Origin of the sequence: Methylosinus sp. H3A, assembly GCF_015709455.1 — a bacterium.
GTDB lineage: Bacteria > Pseudomonadota > Alphaproteobacteria > Rhizobiales > Beijerinckiaceae > Methylosinus.
On record NZ_JADNQW010000005.1, the window covers coordinates 1,956,590 to 1,978,465 of the forward strand.

Sequence of the window (21,876 nt, forward strand, 5' to 3'; positions counted from 1 at the left end):
TCGGATGAGCAAGCCCGACGACCTCGTCGTCTATGATGCGAGACTGTCCTCCCGTTTCCTGCTCGGAACGGCGCGCTATCCTTCGCCTGCGATTCTCGCCGAGGCGATCCGCGCCGCGGGCGTGGAGATCGTCACCGTCTCGCTGCGGCGGGAGGCCGGGGGCTCGCGGGCGGGCGAAAGCTTCTGGCGGCTCATTCGCGAGATCGGCGTGCGCGTGCTGCCCAACACAGCCGGCTGCCGCACGGCCAAGGAGGCCGTCGCCACCGCGCAAATGGCGCGCGAGCTGTTCGGAACCAATTGGATCAAGCTCGAGGTCATCGGCGAGGAGGACACGCTCCAACCCGATGTGTTCGGCCTCGTCGAGGCGGCGCGCATCCTTTGCGACGACGGCTTTTGCGTCTTTCCCTATACGACCGAGGATCTCGTCGTCGCGGACAAGCTGCTCGACGCCGGCTGCCGCGTGCTGATGCCCTGGGCGTCGCCCATCGGCTCGGGCCGCGGGATCAATAATCTCTTCGGCCTGCGGGCGCTGCGCGCGCATTTTCCCGATACGCCGCTCATCGTCGACGCCGGCCTCGGTGCGCCCTCGCAGGCCGCGGCGGTCATGGAGCTCGGCTTCGACGCGGCGCTGCTCAACACCGCCGTCGCCCGCGCGCGCGATCCCGTCGTTATGGCGCGCGCCTTCGCGCTCGCCATAGAGGCCGGCCGCGCGGCCTATCTCTCCGGCCTCATCGAGCCGCGCGACATGGCGGAGCCTTCGACGCCGATCCTCGGCCGGGCCTTCGACGATGGGCGCAAGGCGTGAGCGCGCTTTTGCTCGATCCCTTTTATCTCATCGTCGACTCGGCGGACTGGTTGCCGCTGCTGCTGCCGCAGGGCGCGCGGCTCGTGCAATTGCGCGTCAAGGATCGCGAGGAGGCGGCGCTGCGCGAGGAGATCGCTCGCGCCCGCGATCTCTGCGCGGCGCATGGCGCGCAGCTCGTCGTCAATGATTATTGGCGGCTCGCCATCGATCTTTCCTGCGATTTCGTGCATCTGGGCCAAAGCGATCTCGACACGGCCGACATCGCCGCGATCAGAGCGCAGGGAATAAGGCTCGGCGTCAGCACCCATGACGAGGCCGAGCTCGAGCGGGCGCTGGCGCTCGCCCCGGATTATGTCGCGCTGGGGCCGATCTATCCGACGCTGCTGAAGCAAATGGCCTTCGCGCCGCAGGGGCTCGAGAAGATCGGCGTCTGGAAGCGCCGCATCGGCGAGATTCCGCTCGTCGCCATCGGCGGGCTGACGCCGGAGCGCGCTCGGGCGGCGCTGGCGGCGGGGGCCGACAGCGCCTGCGTCGTCACCGATGTTCTGCGCTCGGCGGACCCGCAGGCGCGCACGCGCGAATGGGTCGCGGCGACGAGGGGCGAATAGCGCGTAGAGCTATTCGCTCTCCCTCACGACGCTCCGCCGATCGGCCATTCGCCCTTGAAGACGCCGCCTTCATTGTCATGCGCCTCGACGCGGATCGTCTTGGCGCCATTGGGCTTATAGACGAAGCGGAAGGACGGATCCTCGGAGAGCGATATGCCGCCCTCCATGGAGAAGATCAGCGCGTCGCCCTGCCGCACCTCGACCTTGTCGACATAATGGGCGGGAATATAGGCGCGGGTGATCGGGTCCATCTGCAATCCCGAATTATTGGGATGGCGGATCATGATCTGCGCCTCGTGAAGAGCGGGGTTCTCGCTGGCGAACTCCCGATATTTCATCTTGCCGAGATTGCTGGCGGCCTCGTCCTGGTCCTTGATGGCCGGCGCCGAGCAGCCGCCCGAAGCCTTCACGAATTTCACCACGGAATGCAGCGCGCCGTCCGCCGTTCGGCCGACGACATGCACATTTGTGTAGGAATTCACCCGGACGCGCGTCTCGATCTTTTGGACGCCGGCGCCCTCGCCGAAGGAGAAGGCCGCGGCCATGGGCATGGGATTCTCGTCGATGACCAGCGTCGCCGCGCGCAAGGCCGGCTCGACGAGGGAGATCGTCATCGGCACGATGGCGGCGTCCTCGGCCCGCTTCGGCGCATCGAGCGCCACCACGCCCTCATGCGGCGTGATCGCGCGGCCGTGGAAAATATCGGTGACGAGGCCCGGCCAGGGATCGATCTTGGGCTCCTGGGCCATTGCGACGCCGGCCGACAGACACAGGGCCGCCACGGTCGCGAGACGAAGACGAAGGAGACCGGATCGCGAGCCTTCGGGCGCGCTCTCGTGCGGCGTCTTGCGAGCCGGAAGGCTCGCTGTCCAAGGGCTCATCTGCGTTCCTCCGGCTTTTTTGAAATCATAGCTCTCTCTGCGTGGCGGGCTCAAGGGGCCTCCCATTCGAGCTCGGCGAAACCGGCCGTGGCGTTGCGGGCGTGATAATCGTCGAAGAGCAGCCAAGCGGGCCTCTCGCCGCGGCCGGCCGTCTTCACCGATTCGGCGAGCGTCGCCCCTCTCGCGACATCGGCCCGCAGATCGCGGGTGAGGTGGTCGAGATAGGCCTTTTGCGCGTCGAGCGCCTGTGGCCAGGGCGCGACGGCCGGCCCATGGCCCGGGACGACCCGGACCGCCTCGATCGCCCGCAATTCGTCGACGACGGCGAGGAAGCCGAGCAGGCTGCCGTCGATGATCGGCACATGGCGCAGAAACAGGAGATCGCCGGCGAATAGCGTGCCGCTCCGCCGATCGAGCACGGTGAGGTCGGCGTCGCTATGGGCGGTGCGCCAGGCCTTCAGCACGATCTGGCGGCCGCCGAGATCGAGAATCGTCTCGCGCTCCACTGTGAGGCTCGGCGGAACCAGAATCACATCGTCGACGAGGTCTCCCATCGTCTCGCGGAAAGAAGACAGATAATGCGGGCCGCGCGTCGCCATGGCGCGCGGCAGATTTTTGTGCCCGACGAAGACGGCTCCCGTTCCTTTGAAGGCAATATTCCCGAAAATATGGTCCGGATGGACATGTGTGTCGACGACATAGCGGATGGGCTTGGTCGAGCGCTGTTGCAATGCAGCGAGAAACGCCTCCCCCTCGGCGCGGCTGCCCCCCGTGTCGATGACCGCGATCGCCTCCTCGCCGACGATCGCTCCGAGATTGGCGATGTCGCCCGCGTTGTCGCGGGTCATCAAGGCCATCTGGCCCTGATGGACGAATACGCCGGGCGCGATCTCCGTCAGCTCGAAGCTGTTCGCGGCGCTCGTGACGAGACAGAAGAACGCGATGGCGAGCTGTCGAATAGTGCGTTGCAGCATGGGTTTTTCGACCTTGTTTTTCGCGGGTTTCATGCGAGAAATCAGGAAAGTCGGGAACAGGATTTGGGGATTGCGCTTCAATTCTGTGCGACATATTATCCCGCCGTTTCCGACCTAAAAGAGGCTTTCCGGCCGGGAACCGGAAGGCGTCTCGACGGAGATATGGGCGGGGCTGCGGGCGCGGCGTTTCCGCTTGATCGCCGTGGCAAGAATCGCGGAAACGGCTTCCCAAAGCCAGTGGCGTCGGAAAGGCGCGATGTCGGCGGCGTGGCCGGGCCTTTTGCACGGTGATGTCGTCAGGAGGAAAAGCTCATGCATAAGCTGTTGTTGTCGACTTCGGTGGGGATTCTCGCGCTGTTCGGGGCCGGCGTGGCGAACGCCGCCGACGAGCTTCTCGATCTCCAGAAGAATCCGAAGGATTGGGTTTTGCCGACCGGCGATTACGCCAATCTTCGTTATTCGAAATTGAAGCAGATCACGACCGAGAACGTCGGCAAGCTGGCTCCGGCCTGGAGCTTCTCGACCGGCGTGCTGCGCGGCCACGAAGGCGCGCCGCTGGTGCTCGGCGACGTGATGTATCTGCATACGCCGTTCCCCAATATCGTCTACGCCCTCGACCTCAACAACGAAGGCAAGATCCTCTGGAAGTATGAGCCCAAGCAGGATCCGAGCGTCGTTCCGGTGATGTGCTGCGACACCGTGAACCGCGGCCTCGCCTATGGCGACGGCAAGATTTTCCTGGCCCAGGCCGACACCACCCTCGTCGCTCTCGACGCCAAGACCGGCAAGCTCGTCTGGTCGGTGAAGAACGGCGATCCCTCCAAGGGCGCCACCTCGACCGCCGCTCCGCATGTCTTCAAGGACAAAGTGTTCGTCGGCATCGCCGGCGGCGAGTTCGGCGTGCGCGGCAGCATCACCGCTTATAACGTCAAGGACGGCAGCCTCGCTTGGCGCGGCTATTCGGAAGGCCCGGACTCCGAGGTTCTGCTCGACCCCGAGAAGACCACCCATCTCGGCAAGCCGGTCGGCAAGGATTCGTCGCTCAAGACCTGGGAAGGCGATCAGTGGCAGATCGGCGGCGGCACCACTTGGGGCTGGTATTCCTATGACCCCGAGCTGAACCTCGTCTACTACGGCTCCGGCAATCCCTCGACCTGGAACCCTAAGCAGCGTCCGGGCGACAACCGCTGGTCCATGACGCTGTGGGCGCGCGATCTCGACACCGGCGTCGCCAAATGGGTCTATCAGATGACGCCCCACGACGAGTGGGATTACGACGGCATCAACGAGGTGATCCTGGCCGATCAGACGATCGGCGGCGTCAAGCGCAAGACCGCCGTCCACTTCGACCGCAACGGCTTCGGCTACACGCTCGACCGCGTGACCGGCGAGCTGCTCGTCGCCGAGAAGTATGATCCGGCCGTCAATTGGGCGACCAAGGTCGATCAGGACAAGAACTCGCCGACCTACGGCCGTCCGCTCGTCGTCTCCAAATATTCGACCGAGCAGAATGGCGAGGACGTCAACACCAAGGGCGTCTGCCCGGCGGCTCTCGGCTCCAAGGACATGCAGCCCGCGTCCTTCTCGCCGGACACCGGCCTGTTCTATGTGCCGACCAACCACGTCTGCATGGACTATGAGCCCTTCCGCGTCAGCTACACGGCGGGTCAGCCCTATGTCGGCGCGACGCTGGAGATGTTCCCGCCGCCCGGCGACAGCCATATGGGCAATTTCATCGCTTGGGACGCCCGCGCCGGCAAGATCGTCTGGTCCAACAAGGAGCAGTTCTCGGTCTGGTCCGGAGCGGTCACGACCTCCGGCGGTCTCGCCTTCTACGGCACGCTCGAGGGCTATCTGAAGGCCGTCGACGTCAAGACCGGCAAGGAGCTGTATAAGTACAAGACTCCGTCGGGCATCATCGGCAATGTGATGACCTATGAGCACAAGGGCAAGCAGTATGTCGCGGTGCTTTCGGGCGTCGGCGGCTGGGCCGGCATCGGCCTCGCGGCGGGCCTGTCCAAGAGCAATGAAGGCCTCGGCGCGGTCGGCGGCTATAAGGCGCTGTCCGACTACACCGCTCTCGGCGGCGTGCTGACCGTCTTCTCTCTGCCCGATTACGCTCTGCCGATCGTCGCTCCGGCGAACTGAGGCGGCCAATAAAAAGATCAGCGCTCGGCGAACGCTCCTGGCGCGCGCCGAGCGCCTTGTTTGTGTGGATGGAAACTGCTGGAGGATGGCGTAATGAGACTGCCGCTCGTCGGGGCACTTGCCCTGAGCGTCTTCATGGGTGTTGGAACGACCGTGCGCGCCGAAGCGCCGGGCGACCCGACCGCGGTCAAGGAAGTGGACGGCAAATGGTTCGACGCCAAGGGCGACCCGACCTATAAGGTCCAGGCGGACGGCGCGGTCGACTGGTACACTTTCTCCGGCTATCGTCGCTATCACGCGGAATGCCATGTCTGCCACGGCCCCAACGCCGAAGGCTCGACCTATGCGCCGGCTCTGAAGAATTCGGTCAAGACCTTCAATTACGCCGAGTTCTACGGCATCGTCGTCGGCGGCCGCGAGAACAAGCAGGCGGGCAACGACAGCGTCATGCCGGCTTTCGCGGACAATAAGAACGCGATGTGCTATATCGACGACCTCTACATCTATCTCCGCGCCCGCTCGACCGAAGCGGTCGGCCGCGGCCGACCGGAGAAGAAGGCCGAAAAGCCTGCGGCTTTCGCCGAAGCCGAAGCGAAATGCATGAGCGCCAAATAGTGGACGAGCGCCAGTCGAGGCTTCGCGCGTCTGCCGACGGCGGAACCGGCCGAAGGCTCGCCATGGCGCGTCGTCTCGCATTTTCTCTGGTCGCCGTCGCGGGCCTGCTCGCGACGGCCCCGGCTCATTCCCAGTCGCTTGCCCAGTCGCCGGTCCAATCGCCCGGCATCGTCGCCCGCCCTCAGGGCGTCGACGACGCCCGAGGGTCGATCGAGCTCGTCGATCCCAAGGTTCTGCGCGTCTGCGCCGATCCGAGCAATCTGCCCTTTTCCAATCGCGCCGGCGACGGCTTCGAGAACCGGCTGGCGGAGCTCTTGGCGAAGAAGCTCGGCAAGGATCTCGCCTATTCCTATTATCCGGGCGCGACCGGCTTCATCCGCAACACGCTCAACGCGCATTTGTGCGATGTGGTGATGGGCATGCCGCAGGGCGACGATCTCGTCCAGCCGACCAATCCCTATTACCGAACCTCCTATGCTGTGGTCTATCGCGCGGGCTCCGATCTCGAGGGGCTGACCTCGCTCGCCGATCCGCGCCTCGCCAAGGACAAGCGCATCGGCCTCGTCGCCAACACGCCGCCCGGCAATCTCTTGGCGCGTTATCGGCTGCTCGCGGCGGTCAAGTCTTATCCGCTCGTCGTCGACACGCGCGTCGACGCGCCGGCGGCCGATATGATCCATGATCTCGAGAGCGGAGCGATCGATGTCGCTATTCTCTGGGGGCCGATCGCCGGCTATCATGTCAAAAAGTCGGGCGGCGGGCTGAAGGAGGCCCTGCTCACAGGGGACAAGGGCGCGCGAATGAGCTTCCGTATCGCCATGGGGGTCCGCCATTCCGATCAGGAATGGAAGCGCGAGCTCAATCGGCTCATCGCGCAGAATCAGAACGAGATCGACAGATTGCTCGCCGAATTCGGCGTGCCGCTGATCGACGAGGCCGACGCGCCGATCACGCCGGCGCCGTGATGCGAAGTCTCGAGATCGCGCGCGGTTTCGTCGCAGCGCTCGGCATCGCCAGTCTCGCCGCCGGACCCGCTGTCGCGGAGCCCGCGCCGGAGCCGGAAGGCTATCGGCTCTCCGATTATCGCGCCGCCGTTCCCGCCGCTCTGCGCGGCGCGCGCGTGATCGACACGCCGCAGGCCTTTGTGCTCTGGCAGGACCAGGCGGCGATTTTCGTCGATGTTCTGCCGCGTCCGCCCAAGCCCGCCGGCCTGCCGCTCGACGCCGTCTGGCGCGACAAGCCGCGTTTCGACATTCCCGGCAGCGTCTGGCTCCCGGAGACCGGCTATGGCGAATTGCCGCCGGCCTCGCTGCGCTATTTCGAAAGCGGCCTCGAGCGCGCGACGGCGAAAGACAAGCGCCGTCCGCTCGTCTTCTATTGTCTCGCCGATTGCTGGATGTCGTGGAACGCGGCGAAGCGGGCGCTCGCGCTCGGCTATTCCAATGTCTCCTGGTTCCCGCAAGGCACAGACGGCTGGTCCGCCGCGGGGCGCCCGCTGGAGCCGCGCGAGCCCGAGCCCCGCAAGGACTGACCCACTTCCGATCCGCCGAAGCCGTTTCGCGCGTCGGCTTGACGCTTGTCTGAATTTCATGATACTTAGAGTATCATGAAAGCTCCGACTAAGCGAAGCTATGTTCAGACGGCCCGCGCCGCCGCATCGCGCGAGACCGAGGACGCGATTCTCATCGCGTTTCGCGCCTTGCTCGAAGAGCGCTGGTACGATGAGCTGACCTTGGACGAAGTCGCGCAGCGCGCCGGCACGACGCGCCAGACGGTCATTCGCCGGTTCGGCGGCAAGGCCGGGCTGCTCGCCGCCTTCACCCGACATATCGGCAAAGAGATCGCAGCGCGTCGCGCCGCCATCCGGCCCGGAGACCTCGCGGGAGCCGCGGCCATTCTCGTCGCCGACTATGAAGCCACTGGCGAGACGGTTTTGCGCCTGCTCTCGCTCGAGGGGCGCATCCCCGAGATCAGCGAGACGCTCGCGGTCGGCCGCGTCGGTCATCGCCGCTGGGTCGAGCTGACATTCGCACCGCGCCTCGATGCTTTCGCCGGCGATGAACGCAAATTGCGGCTCTCGCATCTGCTCGTCGCGACCGACGTCTGGACCTGGTTTCTGTTTCGCCGAACGCAGGGGAATTCGCCTGACGACACTGTGCGGCTGATGTCCGCGATGATTGCCGAACTCTTGGATTGAGGAGCGATGGATATGGCGTTTCAAAACGAGAAATCACGACTGCTCGTGCTCGGCTGGGAAGGCGGCGGCAATGTCCCTCCGACGATCGCCACGATCCGAGCGCTGGCCGCGCGCGGACACGATGTCCGTTTCATCGGCGACGACTGCATATTGCCGCAAGCGCGCGCCGCCGGCGCCCGCGCGCTGCCATGGACGCGCGCGCCCAATCGACGCGATCTCACGCCGCAGAGCAGCTTTGTGCGCGATTGGGAGCAGCCGAACGACACATCCGCCTTCTTCGCCTGGGCGCAGGGCGTTTTTCTCGCCCCGGCGCTGCGCTATGCGGAAGACGTCGTCGAAGCCGCGCAGGCCGAGCCGACCGACGCCATCATCGGTTCGGACGTTTTGTTCGGCGGAATGGTCGCGGCCGAAGCGCTCGGGCTTCCTCACGCGCTGCTGGCGGCCAATCTCAGCCTCGTCCCCTTGCCGGGCCATCCGCCTTTCGGCCCGGGCTTTTTCCCCGCCGGAAACGACGATGAGCGCCACCGGGATCGCGAGGTCATGGCCTCGGTCGAGCGTATGTTCGATGGCTTCCTGCCGCAGATCAACGCCGCGCGCGCCAAATTCCAGCTGCCGCCGCTGAGCCGGACGCTCGATCAGTTCCGTTCGGACCTGCTGCTGCTCTGCACGGCGAAGGCCTTCGATTTTCCCGTCGACTATTTGCCGGCTCACGTGCGCTATGTCGGGCCGCTCCTCGAGCAGCCGGCCTGGGCGCTCGAAGGCGCCGCGCCGCAATCCGACGAGCGACCGACCGTGCTCGTGTCTTTCAGCACCACCTATCAGAGACAGGAGGCCGCGCTCGCCGCGACGATCGAAGCGCTCGGCTCGCTTCCCGTTCGCGGCGTGGTGACGCTCGGCGTGGCGCTCGCGGGACTGGCGCCGGCTGCGCCGCCCAATGTCGAAATTCTCGACGGCGCCTCGCACGACGAGATCATTGCGCGCGCCGCCTGCGTCGTCACCCATGGCGGCCATGGCACGACATTGCGCGCGCTCCGCGCTGGCGCGCCGATCCTCGTTCTGCCCATGGGGCGCGATCAGAACGACAATGCCGCGCGCGTGGAATATCACGGCGCGGGCCTTCGACTGTCGCGCGACGCGAGCGCGGCGGAGATCGCCGCCGCCATCCGCCGTCTGCTGGACGAGCCGAGCTTCGCCGGCAATGCGCAACGGCTGGCGCTGGCGATCGCTGGCGAGGGCGGCGGCGCCGAGCGCGTCGTCGACGAGGTCGAGGCGATGATCCGCGCGGCGCGGGAGCCTCGGCGAAGCGCCGTCGGGGCGTGATCGCGGAACGACTCCAGGCTTTTGTTTCGACCGCTTCGGCTGGAAACGCTCTAGTCGGATTTCTTCGACAGGGACCACACCGCCGCGATGAAAAAGCCCTTGCAGAGGGGCAGCAGCAACAAAGTGGAGATGGTGGTCACCGAGAGCAGCAGCGCCGCCTCCGCGCCATAGGACATGGTTCCGCGCGTCTCCAGGAAGATGAGCAGCGGAACGATGATATGGGCGACGACGCCGATGGTGAGCCAGGCCGGCCCGTCGTCCGCGTCGACGCCGACGAAATTCTCCGCGCAATGCGGACAGGCGTCGGCGCGCTTCAGATAGCCGTCGAAGAGAGCGCCGGCGCCGCAGCGCGGACATTTGCGCAGGAAGCCGCGCAGCAGAGCGGTGGTCGTCGATGGCGTCGTCATGGTTTCACCGTCTGTCCGCGCCGGGCGTCACGCCGAGCTCGGCCAGGCTGAAGGCCAGCTCGGGCGCGAGCATGGGCTCGAGACGCGCGGAGCCCGCGAGCGCGACGATCTCGGCATAGCCCGTCGCGCCCAGCCGCCGATGGACGTGAGTCACGGCCTTCACGGCGTCGACGACCCAGACCTCGCGCACGCCGAAAGCGGCGTAGACGCCGATCTTGCGGCCTTTGTCATAGGCGAGGCTCGAATCGGCGATCTCGATGGCCAGAAGAACCGCCGGGCCATCGAGCGCCGTCAGCGGGAGGCCGCGCGGAAAAACGCAGAAATCGGGCTCGACGAAAGTGCGCGCGTCGAGGCGCAGCGTAGTCTCGGGGGCGACCTCGAGATGCTGGGGCGCCGCCTTCAGAAGGAAGCGATTGACTGCGATCTTCACCCATTCGTGTCGGGCGCCCTTGGGCGACATAGGCACGACCTCCCCGCCGATCAGCTCGAACCGCTCGTCTTCGTCGATGATGCCGGCGCGGAGCATTTCCTCGATTTCCGCCACGCTCCAGCAGCGCCGGGGGAGTCCCTCGGCGGCCTGGGTCTCGAGCGGGAGGCCTGTCGGGCGGAGATGCGGGTTCATGCGGCGCAATATATCGCAGTCGGGGCCGGATTTCGCGGTCAATATTGTCCGTCGAGCGAGGCTTCGAGCCGGGCGACCTCCGCCGCCGAAAGACCGAAGGAAGCGTAGACGATCGCGTCGATCTCCCGCTCCCTCGCCTCGATCCGGGCGGACAGGCGCGCCGCCTCCTCGGAATCGAGAGTTTCGCCGCGTCGGCGGGCGTCGTCGCAATTGGCGCGCGCCGCCGCCGCGAGCCGTTCGGCGCTCGCCGAATCGAGATCGGGGAGCGGCAGCGGCTCCAAATATTGCGTCTTCAGCCGCAGCCGCCATTTGCCGCCGCGCAACGGATTGGACACCGAATGGAGGACGAACCAGCAGAGCCGCGAATTGAGAAAGGCGAGCAGCGCGAGATCGGCGCAGGGCAGGCAGAAGGCGGTGGCGTCGATGAGCATGCCGCTTTCGTCGAACGCGAATTTCGGCCCTTGCGAAATGTCGGGAAAGACGATCTTCGGCGCCGCGAAACGCGCGCGATAGGCGAGCTGCGCCTGTTGCAACTCGAACCATCGCTGCTGCGTGGCGCGGCTTTCGAGCCGTAAGCGCAGCGGCGCGAGCCACGCCTCCACCGCGGGATATTCCGCAATGTCGAAAGCGCCCTTCGGCGCATCGACGAGCCAGTCCTCGCTCGCCCGGCGCCAGCGGCCGATGTCGCCGCCGCGCGCATAGGGCTTCAATATCTCGGCGCTGCGCGGATCGGCGGCGACGAGCGCGTCGCGCGTCGCGCCGTCGAGCACGAAAGCCTCGTTGAGCCCGGTCTTGATCCCCCAGAGCGGCGAGCCATAGACCTCGCGCAGCGTCTTGCGGCCATGCGCGATCTTGTCGCGCAGCAGCGCCAGCGCCTCGTTTTCGAAGCGCCAGACGGCGGCGCCGAGCCGCGCTTGCGGCATGCGCTCCGCGCTCGCCGCGAAGGCCGTCTCGAGCGTCTCAGGCGCGCGATCCTTCAACAGGAGAAAGGACAGATCGCCGCGCTCGGCGCTCTTCTTCAGCGTCACGATCGCCGGATAGGTGACGACGCCGTCGAAGACGCGCAAATCGCCGAAATCGACGACGCTCTCGATCGTCGCATGGGTGGTGAGGAAGCTGCGCAAAGTCTCCCCCGCGCCGGTGCGGAAAAAGCTCGACGAGGAGATGAAGCCCAGCCGCCCGCCGTCCTTCAGCAATCGCACGCCTTTCTCGAAGAAATAGGCGTAGAGATCGGCGCGCTCGGCGGCGACGGCGTAATGTTTCGTGAGATAGGGCTTCGCCGCTTTCAGATATTCCATCCGCACATAGGGCGGATTGCCGAGGACGATGTCGAAGCCGCCGCGCGCCGCACTATCGTCGATGAGGCTGTCGCCGGCGCGCAAATTGTCGTGCGGATCGTTTGGATCGAGAGCGAGCCCGAAGGCTCGCGGTCCAGTCGTCACCTCGGACCGCGAGCTTTCAGCCTCGCTCGTCGCGGCGATCTGCGGGCATCGGCTCCACAGCGCGCGGCGCGCGGCTTTCACCGCGCGCGCATCTATGTCGACGCCGAAGAGATTATTGGCGATCGTCTCGCGCGCCGCATCGAGCAAGATCGTCGCGCCGAGCGCCGTCTCCTCATAGCGTCGCGCCATTTCGTCGAAGGCGGCGTCGAGAAGCGCGCCATCGCCGCAGGCGGGATCGACGATCTTGAAGGATCGAAGAGCGTCGAGCCATGCGCGCCAGAAGGCGGGCGTCTCGCATCCGCCATGCTGCGCGACGAGAGCGGCGCGCCGCTCGTCGAGCGTCAGCGCGATGGTGCGGGCGACGAGAAAACGGGCGATGGGAGCGGGCGTGTAGACGACGCCGCGGCGCTTGCGGGTATTGGCCGCAACGGGTTCATCCATGACGGAAGCAAATATCGACGAGCGACGGCGGCATTCGTGCGCTCACGCCGCGGCCACATGCTCCAGCAGGCCGGCCGCCTTCATTTTCATATAAAGGTGTACGGGATCGATGTCGAAACCATTGGGCCAGGTCGGAGCGCCCATTTCGACGAAGACGCGATTGAAATAGGCGGCCTCTCGCAAGGGCTCGATCATTGGTCCGTCTTCGGCGATCATTCCGGCAAGATCGCAGACGCCCTGGGAACTGTCGGTAAAGCGCACCCATAGCTTGAAGCCGTCGAGGGGCTTCAGCTTGATCACATCCACCATGGGAAATTCAGCCATCGTGGTCGGGGCCCGCTATGCGCTCGAGGGGCTGAAAAGACAGCCCTCGGCGCCAATTTTCTTCCAGCTCCGGCTTTCGAGCCAGCGCCCATTCTCGGACGATTCGCGCCGCTGTCGGCGGCAACTCGCCCGAGATGATCTTTCCATCGGCGATCCTCACCAGCGCTTTCGCACGGCCATAGCGCGCATGGAAATGCGGTGGGTTGGGTCGTCGAAAAACATCTGAATGGCGATGCCGTAGAACGAAGCGATCGTCGGCATCGCCGCTGACTCAATTGTCCAAGAAGCTCCGCAGCTTCCGGCTTCGGCTCGGATGCTTCAGCTTCCTCAGCGCTTTCGCCTCGATCTGGCGAATGCGCTCTCTGGTCACCGAGAACTGTTGGCCGACCTCCTCGAGCGTATGGTCGGTGTTCATGCCGATGCCGAAGCGCATGCGCAGCACGCGCTCCTCGCGCGGCGTCAGCGAGGCCAGCACGCGGGTCGTGGTCTCGCGCAGGTTCGACTGGATCGCCGCCTCGATCGGCAGAATAGCGTTCTTGTCCTCGATGAAATCGCCGAGATGCGAATCCTCCTCGTCGCCGATCGGCGTCTCGAGGCTGATCGGCTCCTTGGCGATCTTCAGCACCTTGCGCACTTTTTCCAGCGGCATGGCGAGCTTCTCGGAGAGCTCCTCCGGCGTCGGCTCGCGGCCGATCTCGTGCAGCATCTGGCGCGAGGTGCGCACGATCTTGTTGATCGTCTCGATCATATGCACCGGAATGCGGATCGTGCGCGCCTGATCCGCGATGGAGCGCGTGATCGCCTGCCTGATCCACCAGGTCGCATAGGTCGAGAACTTATAGCCGCGGCGATATTCGAACTTATCGACCGCCTTCATCAGGCCGATATTGCCCTCCTGGATCAGGTCCAGGAACTGCAGGCCGCGATTGGTGTATTTTTTGGCGATGGAGATCACGAGGCGCAGATTCGCCTCCACCATCTCCTTCTTCGCCTGCCGGGCCTCGCGCTCGCCCTTTTGAACCATATGGACGATCTTGCGGAACTCGGCGATCTCGAGGCCCGTCTCGGTGGCCAGCGCGTGAATCTCGCCGCGCAGCTCCTTGATCCGGTCCTTTTCGTTGGCGACGAATTCCTTCCAGCCGCGCGAGCCGAGCTTGGAGACGCGCATGATCCATTTCGGATCGAGCTCCGAGCCCTGGAATTTGTCGATGAAGTCCTCGCGCTGCACGCCCTGCGCATCGGCGAGGCGCAGCAGCTTGGTCTCATAGCCGATGAGGCGCTTGTTGATGTCGTAGAGCTGCTCGACCAGCGCCTCGATGCGGTTCTGGTTCAGCGAGAGAGACTTCACATCGGTGACGATCTCTTTCTTGAGCTGCTTGTATTTGCGCTCCTGAGCCGGGGTCAGAGTCTCGTTCTTGAGCTTGTTCTCGACATTCTGGTCCTGCAGCCGGCGCAGCTTCTTATAGGCGTCGGCGACGCGGGCGAAGGTCTCCAGCACTTTGGGCTTGAGCTCGGTCTCCATGGCGGAGAGCGAGACGGAATTCTCGAGGTCGTCCTCCTCCTCGAAGGCCTCCTCGGCCGGCGCGCCGGCGTCGCCCAGCGCGGCCGGAGGGGTGCGCGGCGCGGTGGCGGGCGCGAGATCCGTCGGCGCGACCGGAGGCTTGCCGGCGTTCTTGCCCTCGGGCCCGGCGTAGGTCGCCTCGAGGTCGATGATGTCGCGCAGCAGAACCTTGCCGGCCTCGAGCTCCTCGCGCCAGATGATGATGGCCTGGAAGGTCAGCGGGCTCTCGCAGAGCCCGGCGATCATCGCCTCGCGTCCCGCCTCGATGCGCTTGGCGATGGCGATCTCGCCCTCGCGCGACAAAAGCTCGACCGAGCCCATTTCGCGCAGATACATGCGGACGGGGTCGTCGGTGCGGTCGGCGGGCTCGGACGTGCGTGTGGCGACGGCGGTCGCGCGGGGCGATTCGACGAGCTCGCCGCCCTCGGCCTCCTCTTCCTCCGCCTGCTCCTCGCCCTCGGCTTCATCGGGGTCTTCGCCCTCGGAGACGGTGATGCCCATCTCCTGGAGCATCGCATAGACGTCCTCGATCTGGTCCGAGGAGACTTCCTCGGACGGCAGAACGGCGTTGAGCTCGGTATAAGTGACGAAGCCGCGCTTCTTGGCGAGCTTGATCATCCGCTTGACGGCGGCGTCGTTGAGGTCGAGCAGAGGACCGTCGGCGGTTTCCACCGCGACCGCACCCTCGTTTTCGACTTTCTCGTCGTCTTTTTTCGCCATTCTTCGCTCCAAGCCCCACCCCACGCCGCCTTCCCGAGCCGAAGGCTGCGCCATGCCGGGATCGTTCACTTTTTCGCTCGCCGCATTTTAACGAAAACCACAGCGTCGATCGCAAGACAAGCCGGCTGACCCCGCAGAGGACCGTACCGATTCGCCCGAGCCCACAGTCGTGGCCAGGGCTTAACGTCGGCCTAACCAAATTGGTAGAGCTTTGGCTCGCCGGCCGTTCGGCTTGCGGGTCAAAGGCTTCTCAGCGAACGTCCCGACTGTGAACCGAACCCGTCGAGAGCGGCTTCGGTTCCATCGAGCGCGTTCAATTGCGCCTGAATATCGCTTAAGCGCGCGGAATCGTGGTCGTTGGGGGCCGTCGCCAACCTCGCCTCGATTTTCCGAAGTTCTTTATCTAATGCGCGTACGCGATGTTGCAAGACGAGAGCTTGGCGCAAGCTCTCCGCGGCGTCCGCCGGGGCCGCCTCGGCGCGCACGCTCCACAGGGTCGCATGGGCCCCCATGCCGGCCAACCGCTCGCAAAAAGCTTCTAGCCCGGCCGCGGCGGCGGCGCGAGCGAATTCTTCGCGCGCGCTCGCCCCGTCGGCGAGGCTGCGCACCAGCACGGCGAGCAGCTTCTCGCCCTCCGCCGAGGCGAAGTCGAGCGCCGTCACCGTCTCGAGATGGGCGGCGAGGAGCTCCGGGTGATTCATCAAAATCAATAGAATCAGCGCCTCTCTCGGCGAGATGGCAGGCGTCGTGCCGCGATAGAGCGGGGAATTGGCGAGGGCCGCGCCGATCGTCAGCGGGCCGCGGGATGGCTCGAAGTCCCGGCGGAAACGTTGCGGGCCGCCGCCGCCGCGGCGCATGTCCGGCCGGCGTGGCGACTGGCCGCGCGAGCGGCCGAACAGCGAATTGCAGCGGTCGGAAAATTCTTTTTGATAGTGACGGCGCAGCGTCTCGTCGGCGATGGCGCGGCCGAGCTCGCCGAGGCGGCGCTCGAGCGCGGCGCGACGCTCGGGCGTATCGAGCTGAATTCCTTCGGTCTCCCGCGCCCAGAGCAGATCGACCAGCGGGCGCGCGGCCGCAACCGCCGCGGCCACCGCCGAAGGGCCGGCCGAGCGGTAGAGCTCGTCCGGATCCTGCCCCTCCGGCAGCAGAGCGAAGCGCAGGCTGCGGCCGGGGCCGATCAGCGGCAGCGCCGTGTCGATCGCCCGAAAGGCCGCGTTGCGGCCGGCCTTGTCGCCGTCGAAGCAGAGAATCGGCTCCTCGGCGTGATTCCAGAGCAGGCCGCATTGCTCGGCCGTGAGCGCGGTGCCCAGCGGCGCCACCGTCTGCGGAAAGCCCGCCGCCGTCATGGCGATGACGTCGACATAGCCCTCGACAGCGATGAGATTGCCCGATTCATGCGCGGCTTTGCGGGCGTTGTGCAGATTGTAGAGCGTCGCGCCCTTGTGAAAGAGCGGCGTCTCGGGCGAATTCAGATATTTGGCCTTGGCGTCCTTCTCCATCGCCCGCCCGCCGAAGGCGATGACGCGGCCGGAGCGGTCGCAGATCGGGAAAATGATCCGATTGCGAAAACGGTCGTAGGGGACGGCGATACCCTCGCCATGGACGAGCAGCCCGGCCTCGATCATCGTCTCGACGCTCGCGCCCTTGCCCGCGAGATGATCGCGCAGTGCATAGCGCTCGCCCGGCCCGAAGCCCAGCCGAAACTGCGCCTGCTCCTTTTCGCCCAGCTCGCGGCGGGCGAGATAGGCGCGCGCCTCGGCGCCGGCGGGCCCGCGCAACTGCTTCTCGAAAAATTGCGCCGCCCATTCCAGCACCTCGGTCAGCGAGCCGCGGCGCACCTCGGCCTCCTGCGCCTCTTTGGTCTCGACCGGCATGGGCAGGCCGGCCATTCCGGCCAGCTGTTCGACGGCCTCTGGAAAGGTGAGGCCTTCCGTCTCCATCAGAAAGGCGAAGCCATCCCCATGCTTGCCGGAGGAGAAGTCATGGAAGAAGCCCTTGGGGTCGTTGACATAGAAGGAGGGCGTCTTCTCGGCGTTGAAGGGCGAGAGGCCCCGCCACTCGTGCCCCTCCTTCTTGAGCTTGACCTTCCGCGACACCACGGCCGAGACCGGCACGCGGGCGCGAATTTCATCGAGGAAGGAGGGAGGGTATCGCATCGTGCCCCTTGTAGCCGTGCGTCGACGAAAGTGAAGATGTTCGCGCGCGCCCCCTCCCCGATCCTCCCTCGCTTCGCGGGAGAGGGAGCAGATTCGAAGCTTCGCGAAACGTCGCCGCCACCCTCTCCCGCGAAGCGGGGGAGGGTGAGGGAGGGGGCCTTCCGGGCCTTCGGCTCGAATGACGCGGATCACTAGTAGCATTGTCGCTGCGCCCGGCGCGCGCGGCGTCGGCGATTGTGCCCGCTACTCACAATGGATCGCGCCGAGTCGACGCGATGCGATCGTATATACGTAGCTCGTCGGCGAACGCTATAGGCGCGGAGGGGCCCGCTCGCCAGCGGCGCATCGACGCCGTGCCGCGCTTCTATGTGAGAGAGCGCAGGCGCATTCACGCCGGCTCGGTCTCTTCGACCTTCTCCTGCGCCGCCGGAGCGGCGATGGGCGGCAGCTGCTTCGGCCGATAGGAGCCGTCGACCTCGGCTTTTTCGCGCACCGGGGCGCAATCCTCGCCGCCGCCGATCGGGCGAATATAATCGCCGGTCCAGGTCACATGTTTCGCGAGCGACTGGTCGTCGAGCGGATAGACCGAGGGCAGGCCGAGCGTCGCGGGCAGCTTCACCAGCAAAACCGTCGCGAGCCGATAGCCGAAAGTCTGGCTGTTCTCGATTTTCTCGGCTGGATTGGGCCCGAAGGGGCGATCGACGGAGAATTTGACGTCGGGGAAGCGCAGGAGCTTCAGACCATTCTGCGCGGCGCGTTCCGCCATCCACACCAGCGCATAGTCGGAGAGGCCATGCTCTTGGTAGCCGCCGCCGACATTGGAGTGGACGCCGGGGAACCATCGCTCCGCATAGAGCGGAAAGGCGCTCGCCGCATTGCGCGCGCGATGATAGTCGGTGAGCGCGATCGGCGTCGGCCGGAACGGCCAGCGACGCTCGTCCGCCGCCAACGCATGATAGGCGGCGTCGACGCTCGTGCTCAGCGTCACATTGTGGAAGCTGGTCTTGAAGAATTTGTCGATGAGCCGCCCGAAAATTTCGCCATAGGGCGCGCCGAGCGCGCCGACCGTGTCCCACACGCCGAGAAATTTGATCTTCGTCGGATAGGGATGGCAATTGTCGTCGCGAAACTTCTGCGCGGCGCCGCCGCCCGGCCGCCATTCGTCCGCTCTGTCCTTGTAATGGTCATAGGCGATGGAGACGAGCGGCAGATTCCAGCGTTGCAGAACGCCGAGATTGTGAACGAGCCCGGCGATGCTGCGGGCGGTGTAGGCGCCGCGGCTGAAGCCGAAGAGATAGATCTCGTCGCCGACCTCGTAATTGCTGACGATGAAGGCGTAAGCGTCCTTGATATTGTCGGAGATGCCGAAGCCGAATGCGCCGCCGATGACTTTCTCGTCTTTGCGCGTGCCGACGCCGGCGATGTAATGGGTGAGCTGCGGCCGGTCGTCGGCGTCGGCGAAATCCGTCGCCTGGAGCATTCGGACGACATTGGTGCCGCGCTTGGTCGGCTCGTTCCAGGTGCCGTCGCAGAAGATCACGAGTTTCTTCTTGGCCTTGATGTCGGACATAATCGTCTCTTTCGCAACGAATCGGAGCGTCGAAAAAAATCGCGCGCCGCAAGAAAAGGGATCGCTGCGACAGACGGCAAGGCCGCATTGCCGGCGTCGCGCGGGGCGCTCAGCCTAGCCGAGCTTTTCGCGTGACGCCAGATCGAGACACGAAACTCGTGAGACTCCGCTCAGAAAGGCAGCGGGCCTGTGATCGAGACGCGCACGGCCGGCGGCTCCATCGGCTTGAAATGACGGCCCATCACGCCGACCGAGCAGACATTGCCCGGCGCGACGCCCGCCTTGCAGAGGCCGTAGAGCGGATCGGAGGGGATCAGCGATCCATAGCCGTAGGTGATCATGTCCGAGCGCGAATTGGTGACGTTGAAAGCGTCCGCCTGAATGCTCCAGCCATTGTCGAAGCGATAGCCGGCGCGCAAATTGAGCGTTCCGGTCGCCGGAGATTTGAAGGCGCCGTCCGCGGTCAGCGGGCGCTCGCCGAGATAGCGATAGCGCAGCGCCGCGAAGGGGCCCGTCGCCTCGCCCACTTCGATCTGGCCCATGGCGACGATGTTCGGCGAGTCGGGAATGAAATTGCCGGGGGCGTTGCCGACGAAGGTTCCGTAGCCGATCGCATCGGGCGAGAGAAGATCGATCCAGGCCAGCGCCTGCTGCTGGTCGACGCCGCGGAAGCGCGCATGCGACAGCGACACGCTGCCCTCCATCCGCAGCCAGGAGGTGGGCGTGTAGTGATTGATGATCTCCACGCCATAGCGCCGGCTCGGCCGGCCGAAGGCAGTGCTGCCGGAATCGCCCTCGAACTGATTTTCCGAATCATTGTTCAGCCACCAGAGGGCGACCGAGGATTCGAGCCCCTCGAGCAGGCGCGTGGTTCGCAGGCCGATCTCGGCGCCGCGTTGCTTCACCAGCAGCGGGATGGTCGCCACGGAGGAGCCGTCGGCCGGGCTCAGCCGGGTCACGGTTCCGCGCACGTCGGTGGAATGCAGCCCCTCGCCGAAATTGAGGAAGAGCTCGGTCTGCTCGAAGGGGCCGACGACGATTCCGACCTTCGGGCTGCCCATCGTCGCCGATTTGGAGCCGCTGTTCCAAGGGCCGGTCCAGATCGGAGCGCCATTCCCGTCCTTGGGCGCGGAGAGCGGATCCTGCAGGCTGCCGACGCTGGCGGCGAAATAGTCGAAGCGCACGCCGCCGGTGGCGCGCAACCAGGGCGTGAAGCGAACCGTCGTGTCGGTCCAAAGGCCCACGCTGCCTTCCGCCACATGGCTGTTGACGATCGCGTCATAGGGCTGGCGGCGCCAGCTGTCCTGGAGGCCGATGCGAATATTGTCGTAGCGGCTCTCGAGGCCGATGCGCGATTCGATCGGCAGGCCGGCGATCTCGTATTTATAGGCGTGCTGCGCGTTGACGCCGAGCACCGTGCGCCGGTCGAACTGGCGGAACTGGTCGCCGATATCGGGATGCGAGAGGAAATAGGTGAAATTATTGTAGAGATCGAGCGTCGAGCGAATGGCGTAGGCTTCCACGCGCGAGGAATGCGGCCCTTCCGTCTGGCTCCAGCGCGCCGAGAGGCTGAAGCGCGAGGCGTCGCCGCCGTCCGTGCTATCGAGATTGCCCCACAGCGGAAGGACGCCGCCATAGACGGCGCGCGACGGAATCTGGTCGGTGGAGAACCAGCGGTTGGCGTAGGCCATCGCGGTGATCGAGAGGCCGTCCTCCTGCGTGCCGCGCGACCAGCGCAGCACCGAATTGATCTTGCGCATTTCATCCGGCCGCGTCCAAGGGCCGTTGTAGATGCTGGATTCGATGGCGGTCAGCAGATTGCCGCCATTCACCTCGAAGCTCTTGGCCCCGAGCAGGCGGCCATAGGCGAAGCTGCCACCCGTCGCCCGGAAGAAGCCGCGATCGAGCTTGTCGATATATTGCATGTCGACGGCGCCGGCCGAGGAGAAATCGCCCTTGTCGGCGTAATAGGGGCCTTTGCGGCCGACGACGGAGGAGAGCAGCTCCGGGATCAGGAAATTGGCGTCGGCATAGCCCTGGCCGTGGCCATGCGTGCGCATGTTGATCGGCATGCCGTCCAGCGTCAGCGAGAAATCCGTGCCGTGGTCGAGCTGGAAGCCGCGCAGAAAATATTGGTTCGCCTTGCCTTCGCCGCTGTGCTGCGTGACCGAGAGGCCGGGGACGATCTCGAGCGCCTCGCCCGGACGCGCGAAGGGAACGGCGTTGACCTGCTGGCCGCTGAACACGGTCTCGCTGGCCGCCTCGACCCTCACTCTCGCCTTTTGCGCGTCGTCCGAGCGCGTGGCCGCCGCCCCCGGCGTCGCGGCCGCGATCGGCGCGGCGACGTCGATGTCCGGCAAAGCTTCTTGCGCAACGGCGCCGCCGCCGAAAAGCGCGACCGTCAGGGCCAATGCGGAAATTTCGCCAATTCGCCGGCTGGTCATCGCTGCTCCCCCGTATGATTTTTTATTAATCTGATCATACGAGAGGGGTCGGGGTCAACGACGAGATCGACGACTCCGTACGGATTTACCCAGAGCGTTGCATTTCCGTCACAGGCCTCAGGCGTGAGTGTGCCCATGGTGGGGCTTTGGCGCGGAAGCCTCCTCGGGCGAATGGGCCTCCGCCGGCGCGACGACGAGCTGGCCATAGCGCACGCCGCGCTCGCCGATCACATGCTGGGCGAAATGCTCGACCTCGGACTTGGGCCCGCGCAGCAGCGACACCTCGAGGCAGGTCTCCGCGTCGACGTGAACATGCAGCGCGGCGATGGAGAGATCGGCGTGGCTGTGATGGTCATGCATCAGCCGCTTCGACAATTGCCGCGTCTCATGATCGTAGAGATAGACGAGCGCGCCGATGCAGGCGCGGTCGCTGTCGTCGACTTTCGGCTGCTTCATCAGGCCTGCACGCACGAGATCGCGCACCGCCTCGGACCGATTCTGATGGCCGCCGGCCTCCATATATTGGTCGAGAGCGGCCATGAGATCGTCGTCGATGGTCATGGTGACACGCTGCATATCGGAACGCTCCCCCCGCACGGCGGTCCAGGCTGGTCCGCATGTCATTGTTTTTACCCGTCCCA

General features: G+C 65.5%; 20 protein-coding genes. 8 read left to right on the forward strand and 12 right to left on the reverse strand.

What is annotated here, in order from left to right:
* The first annotated feature begins 4 nt into the window (after nt 1-4).
* Nucleotides 5-805 (forward strand): thiazole synthase, encoded by an 801-nt coding sequence (locus IY145_RS12135; RefSeq protein WP_196408450.1) that lies wholly within the window; start codon nt 5-7, stop codon nt 803-805.
* Nucleotides 802-1,413: a thiamine phosphate synthase gene (locus tag IY145_RS12140; protein WP_196408451.1), complete on the forward strand. Its 612-nt coding sequence runs from the start codon at nt 802-804 to the stop codon at nt 1,411-1,413. Before IY145_RS12135 ends, IY145_RS12140 begins: the two co-directional genes overlap by 4 nt.
* 23 nt (nt 1,414-1,436) lie before the next feature.
* Here IY145_RS12140 and IY145_RS12145 read toward each other — a convergent pair whose 3' ends face one another.
* Complete coding sequence (locus IY145_RS12145) at nt 1,437-2,294, reverse strand: quinoprotein dehydrogenase-associated SoxYZ-like carrier (protein ID WP_196408452.1); 858 nt, start codon at nt 2,292-2,294, stop codon at nt 1,437-1,439.
* A gap of 50 nt (nt 2,295-2,344) precedes the next feature.
* Nucleotides 2,345-3,268 carry a quinoprotein relay system zinc metallohydrolase 2 gene (locus IY145_RS12150; protein ID WP_196408453.1) on the reverse strand — a complete coding sequence of 308 codons (924 nt, stop codon included), beginning with the start codon at nt 3,266-3,268 and terminating at the stop codon, nt 2,345-2,347.
* 312 nt (nt 3,269-3,580) lie between these two features.
* Between IY145_RS12150 and xoxF5 the strand changes: the two genes are divergently transcribed.
* The 6 genes from xoxF5 to IY145_RS12180 all read left to right on the forward strand — a co-directional run bounded on the left by xoxF5 (nt 3,581) and on the right by IY145_RS12180 (nt 9,548).
* On the forward strand, nt 3,581-5,416 hold the full coding sequence (gene xoxF5, locus IY145_RS12155; protein WP_196408454.1) for a lanthanide-dependent methanol dehydrogenase XoxF5: 1,836 nt from the start codon (nt 3,581-3,583) through the stop codon (nt 5,414-5,416).
* A gap of 135 nt (nt 5,417-5,551) precedes the next feature.
* Nucleotides 5,552-6,031 (forward strand): c-type cytochrome, methanol metabolism-related, encoded by a 480-nt coding sequence (locus IY145_RS12160; RefSeq protein WP_196410520.1) that lies wholly within the window; start codon nt 5,552-5,554, stop codon nt 6,029-6,031.
* A 62-nt stretch (nt 6,032-6,093) separates the two neighbouring features.
* A complete protein-coding gene (locus tag IY145_RS12165; RefSeq protein WP_210332661.1) occupies nt 6,094-6,996 on the forward strand; it encodes a substrate-binding domain-containing protein in 903 nt (300 codons plus the stop codon).
* Complete coding sequence (locus tag IY145_RS12170) at nt 6,996-7,562, forward strand: PQQ-dependent catabolism-associated CXXCW motif protein (protein ID WP_196410522.1); 567 nt, start codon at nt 6,996-6,998, stop codon at nt 7,560-7,562. The genes IY145_RS12165 and IY145_RS12170 overlap by 1 nt, the downstream gene beginning before the upstream one ends.
* A 75-nt stretch (nt 7,563-7,637) precedes the next feature.
* A complete protein-coding gene (locus IY145_RS12175; protein WP_196408455.1) occupies nt 7,638-8,228 on the forward strand; it encodes a TetR/AcrR family transcriptional regulator in 591 nt (196 codons plus the stop codon).
* A gap of 12 nt (nt 8,229-8,240) precedes the next feature.
* On the forward strand, nt 8,241-9,548 hold the full coding sequence (locus IY145_RS12180) for a glycosyltransferase (protein WP_246721990.1): 1,308 nt from the start codon (nt 8,241-8,243) through the stop codon (nt 9,546-9,548).
* A gap of 50 nt (nt 9,549-9,598) precedes the next feature.
* Here the strand turns inward: IY145_RS12180 and IY145_RS12185 are convergent, their stop codons facing one another.
* The 10 genes from IY145_RS12185 to nikR all read right to left on the reverse strand — a co-directional run bounded on the left by IY145_RS12185 (nt 9,599) and on the right by nikR (nt 21,811).
* Complete coding sequence (locus tag IY145_RS12185) at nt 9,599-9,955, reverse strand: DUF983 domain-containing protein (protein ID WP_196408457.1); 357 nt, start codon at nt 9,953-9,955, stop codon at nt 9,599-9,601.
* Nucleotides 9,956-9,959: 4 nt separating this feature from the next.
* Nucleotides 9,960-10,577: a Uma2 family endonuclease gene (locus tag IY145_RS12190; RefSeq protein WP_196408458.1), complete on the reverse strand. Its 618-nt coding sequence runs from the start codon at nt 10,575-10,577 to the stop codon at nt 9,960-9,962.
* Nucleotides 10,578-10,615: 38 nt separating this feature from the next.
* Entirely contained in the window at nt 10,616-12,460 is a 1,845-nt protein-coding gene (locus tag IY145_RS12195) for an Eco57I restriction-modification methylase domain-containing protein (protein ID WP_196408459.1), read from the reverse strand.
* Between the two features lie 42 nt (nt 12,461-12,502).
* On the reverse strand, nt 12,503-12,784 hold the full coding sequence (locus IY145_RS12200; protein WP_196408460.1) for a DUF2442 domain-containing protein: 282 nt from the start codon (nt 12,782-12,784) through the stop codon (nt 12,503-12,505).
* On the reverse strand, nt 12,777-12,944 hold the full coding sequence (locus tag IY145_RS26580; protein WP_409455301.1) for a DUF4160 domain-containing protein: 168 nt from the start codon (nt 12,942-12,944) through the stop codon (nt 12,777-12,779). Before IY145_RS26580 ends, IY145_RS12200 begins: the two co-directional genes overlap by 8 nt.
* A gap of 111 nt (nt 12,945-13,055) precedes the next feature.
* Entirely contained in the window at nt 13,056-15,065 is a 2,010-nt protein-coding gene (rpoD, locus tag IY145_RS12210) for an RNA polymerase sigma factor RpoD (protein WP_196408461.1), read from the reverse strand.
* A gap of 239 nt (nt 15,066-15,304) precedes the next feature.
* Nucleotides 15,305-17,221 (reverse strand): DNA primase, encoded by a 1,917-nt coding sequence (dnaG, locus tag IY145_RS12215; RefSeq protein WP_196408462.1) that lies wholly within the window; start codon nt 17,219-17,221, stop codon nt 15,305-15,307.
* A gap of 388 nt (nt 17,222-17,609) precedes the next feature.
* Nucleotides 17,610-18,791, reverse strand: a complete 1,182-nt coding sequence (locus IY145_RS12220) for a DUF2235 domain-containing protein (protein WP_196408463.1) — start codon at nt 18,789-18,791, stop codon at nt 17,610-17,612.
* Nucleotides 18,792-18,961: 170 nt separating this feature from the next.
* Nucleotides 18,962-21,235, reverse strand: a complete 2,274-nt coding sequence (locus IY145_RS12225; RefSeq protein WP_196408464.1) for a TonB-dependent receptor — start codon at nt 21,233-21,235, stop codon at nt 18,962-18,964.
* A gap of 117 nt (nt 21,236-21,352) precedes the next feature.
* Nucleotides 21,353-21,811 carry a nickel-responsive transcriptional regulator NikR gene (gene nikR / locus IY145_RS12230; RefSeq protein ID WP_196408465.1) on the reverse strand — a complete coding sequence of 153 codons (459 nt, stop codon included), beginning with the start codon at nt 21,809-21,811 and terminating at the stop codon, nt 21,353-21,355.
* Between the last annotated feature and the right edge of the window lie 65 nt (nt 21,812-21,876).